At 45.0% G+C, this 3,920-nt stretch carries 4 protein-coding genes; 1 reads left to right on the forward strand and 3 read right to left on the reverse strand.

Going from position 1 to position 3,920, the window contains the following annotated elements; translation table 11 throughout:
- The first annotated feature begins 312 nt into the window (after positions 1-312).
- A complete protein-coding gene (locus BBG47_RS27260; protein ID WP_065294358.1) occupies positions 313-1,530 on the forward strand; it encodes a cytochrome P450 family protein in 1,218 nt (405 codons plus the stop codon).
- Between the two features lie 22 nt (positions 1,531-1,552).
- Here BBG47_RS27260 and BBG47_RS27265 read toward each other — a convergent pair whose 3' ends face one another.
- The 3 genes from BBG47_RS27265 to BBG47_RS27275 form a co-directional block, all read right to left on the reverse strand.
- Entirely contained in the window at positions 1,553-2,515 is a 963-nt protein-coding gene (locus tag BBG47_RS27265; RefSeq protein WP_065294359.1) for a proline dehydrogenase family protein, read from the reverse strand.
- Between the two features lie 77 nt (positions 2,516-2,592).
- Entirely contained in the window at positions 2,593-3,399 is an 807-nt protein-coding gene (locus tag BBG47_RS27270; protein ID WP_021260465.1) for an AraC family transcriptional regulator, read from the reverse strand.
- Between the two features lie 24 nt (positions 3,400-3,423).
- A complete protein-coding gene (locus BBG47_RS27275; RefSeq protein ID WP_065294360.1) occupies positions 3,424-3,732 on the reverse strand; it encodes a hypothetical protein in 309 nt (102 codons plus the stop codon).
- Positions 3,733-3,920 lie beyond the last annotated feature (188 nt).

A 3,920-nucleotide genomic window follows, 5' to 3' on the forward strand; every position in this document is an offset into this window, starting at 1 on the left:
ATCTAAACGAAACGGTCGCAGCAGCAATCTCTCTATTTCAATAGTCGGCAATTGCTTCATAGATAGTCCCCATCCTTTGTAATCAACTCGTTCCTCGACTGCTTTTATAGCTGTTTTGTATTCTACAAAATATATCATAATTTATACAGATTCATAATTCCCTCAGTCATACTTCGCTCAATCCTCAATGGGACGGGGACAATGAAATGAAATATATGTACCATGTGTCATATTTACCTATTATTAGTATAATTATAAAGTGTGGTTATGTCTGTCCGGCAACCGCCAAATATGAATGAAGGAGGCGCTTGAATGACCATAAGCCCAACATTGCCGTCGTTCAATCCATTTTCATCCGATTTCAAGGATCATGCTTATACGCTGTATGAGAAGCTCAGAGAACATGATCCGCTTCACCGAATTACTTTGCCGAACGGCAGGACAGCCTGGATCGTGACACGCTATAAAGATGCCGTAGCCGCACTGAAGACCGATTATTTGAAGAAAAATTTGTTCCAATTCGTCACGCCCGAGGAAATGGGACTTCCCTCGTCCCAAATGGATCTGATGGTTCGACATATGCTGAATTCGGATCCGCCGGATCATACCCGGCTCCGTGGCCTCGTGCAAAAAGCATTTACCCCCCGCATGATTGAGAAGCTAAAGGAACGGATCCAGGACATAGCGAATTCGCTGCTGGATCAAGTAGTGAATCAGAGCTCCATGGAGCTGATTCAAGATTATGCCTATCCCCTTCCGATTATTGTCATATCGGAGATGCTGGGTCTGCCCAACGAAGACCGGGATAAGTTCCGCGAATGGTCCCATGCGCTCGTCTCAGCCATCAATGTCCCGGAGAAATATAAGCAAATCGAATCGGACATAGACGCTTTTACGGACTATATTACGAACTTGATTGAGCAGCGCCGCCAAGATCCGAAGGAAGATTTGTTATCTTTGCTTGTGCAAGCGGAATCCGAAGGGGACTCCTTGTCGGAAAAGGAACTGATATCGACAATTATTCTATTGATCATAGCCGGACATGAAACGACCGTCAACCTGGTTGGAAATGGCATATTCACATTATTGAATCATGCGGACGAACTTGAGAAACTTCGGAACACCCCTTCCTTGATGGATTCCGCCGTCGAAGAGCTGCTGCGGTTCATGGGCCCGGTCGAATTCGCAACGAATCGCTGGATAGGAGAAGATTATGAATGGAACGGCAAGCTCATCTCGAAGGGAGACATGGTGCTCATCGCACTTGCCTCGGCCAACCGTGATCCTGACTACTTCAACGACCCAGATCGGCTGGTCTTGTCCCGGGAACGGAACCATCATATCGCGTTCGGAGTGGGTATCCATCATTGCCTGGGAGCTCCTCTCGCCCGCCTGGAAGGACGAATTGCAATTGATACGTTCTTACGTCGCCAAAACCGGTTAAAGCTGGCCGTTTCGCCCGAGCAACTCGAATGGCAGCCCACTTATCTTATGCGGGGTTTCGTCTCTTTGCCTCTTCAATTCCAATAAAAATGCGGGGATGCGAACCGATTTATTCATAATTCTTTACGGGATCTGCTGCTCCAGCCTCCGTCATATCTAGAATTGCTTGAAATACATTTGGCGGGTATTCCGCAATCCGGTGGCATAGATACAAATACCATTCACGACCAAACGTCAGATAAATCCGAACAGGATAACCTGCCTTCTTCAATCGACTGCTCAAATCAGGCCGAATCCCATATAACATCTCGAATTCAACGCCTGGCTCATGGATCCATCCCCGTTTAATAACTTGATCAATGATAGACTCGTCATGAGTAGCGATCGACAGACGATGCCCTTTGCGGATGGCCTGCTCTATAAGCTGTATATATCGCTCATTTAAGGCAGATGAACGCGGCATGGCGATCTTCTCCGTTTCTTGGTACGCACCTTTCACAATGCGAATCCGTCCTGAGATATCGTTCAAATCCTGTGCCGTACGGTTCAATTGTGCCTGAAGTGTGATGCCGAGGTTCGCATATACGGCTGCTGCTTTTGTATAAATCGAAAGTATGGCGTCTGTCTTAGCTGATTCCTCCATGCTGACAAACAGCTCGACGTCGGCCTGTCGAGCTAGTGCGGCCATTGCTGTCAAATTCTTATAGGCCAATTCGCTATCTATCGATAAGCCAATGTGAGATAGATCAAACGATACGCGAGCTGGTATTCCATGTTGAGCCAACGTATGAATAAGCAGCGTAAGCTCCAGAGCCGCATGTTCGCAGTCTTGGATATCCGTCGTATTTTCACCGATATATTCAAGCGATATAGCGTACCCTTTATCGGCTAGCTTTCGTCCTACCTCAAGGCCATCCTGGCGATTCTCCCCTGTCACATACTTTGCTGCCGCGCGCTGCAAAAGCTGATAAATGGCGGGTGTCTGTTCAACAAAAGCCTTCAAATCAGCTCGACGGGCAATGGATTTCATCGTTTTAGAAAATTGCTCTTCCACATTAGTCGTTGTTATCATCAAATGATACCTCCTCTTATCTATAGGTTCAATCTACAGGATAAGAGGAGGTTACGATTGTAAAAAATTGCGCTTATCTAAACGGAGATAGCATAAGCTTGAGGTGTTGCCCCTACTATTTTGGCAAAGGCTTTTATAAAATGGCTTTGATCATAGTAGCCGGCATCTACGGCAATTTCGGCAATAGAGCGCCGTTTTTTCAGTTCCTTCTTGGCATGATTGATACGAAGTAGATTTTGATACGCATGAGGCGGCAAATGCGTTCCTTTTTTGAACATGCGGATAAGATGATATCTGCTGATCCCGGCTTCATGCTCCAACGTGTCGAGCGTGATCCGATCCGTATAATGCGCATGGATATATTCCTTGATCAAATTGACGTACTTCGTTTCCATTATTCCATATGGCTCAAGCGTCAGATCGTATGCATGCTTATCTACAAGCTTGTGCACCAGTTCGATTAACGATGTTTCAATTTCTAGTGGAGTAGCACTGCGAGTCAGTGCCTCCATGGTGCGATTGAGCAGCATGCTGCAAGCTTTATTCCTCCCAGTTTCGAGCAAGAAAGGGATTTGAAGACGATTAATATCAGGCATTTCAAGATGAGCGAACCATTTCGGCTTAATGAACAGCATTTTGTATTTCCATTCTTCATCTTCCGCAGGCTGACAGGCATGTAGGATAAGCGGCGGAAAGCTGATTATTCTCCCCTTCTCAACGCGCCACAAGTCGCCATCACACCATGCCTGCGTTTCGCCTTCATCGATTAAACCGATGGAATACTCTTCGTGAAAATGCTTCTGATATGCCAGGTCACTCTTATGGCAGCGCTTCGCTTCCAGAAAAGGGAGCGCTTCATCACGGTAAAAGGTTACATCTGTCATTTTCTAACCTCCGAATTGGTTCAACTACTCTTCCCACTCATAATCAAATACGTTATTTCGCCAATCGCATTGCAAACAACAGACATTCACATCATTATGACTGTTTTTGGGGTTATGATGGATCCATAGCTTCTTCTCAGGAATTGTCACCGTAAATGGTTTTGCATCGTTATCATATGGATTCTTGACTTCTAGTTCATATGAACGATGTGCCCCCGGTTTTTTACTTAATATTTGAATATAAGAAGCTGTCGTGGTAACCGGATCATCGCATGAAAGAAACAGCAATACAAGTAGAGAACCTGTAATCAGTAAACGCATTACATACTTCAATGCATCCCCATCTAATCGGATTATTTATCGAGCCAGATGATTCAAAATGATGTTACTCATCCAAGTACAAAAAAAAGCTTTATCATAAAGCTTTTGCAGTTTGTTAAATTTGCTCCTTTCATTGCTTTACTTGTATTACTCGTACTGGTTTTAACAACTCTACATACAAAAGCAGGCATTCGACTCTC

The sequence above is a fragment of the Paenibacillus sp. KS1 genome (assembly GCF_001680695.1).
In the GTDB taxonomy this organism is placed as follows: domain Bacteria; phylum Bacillota; class Bacilli; order Paenibacillales; family Paenibacillaceae; genus Paenibacillus_B; species Paenibacillus_B suaedae.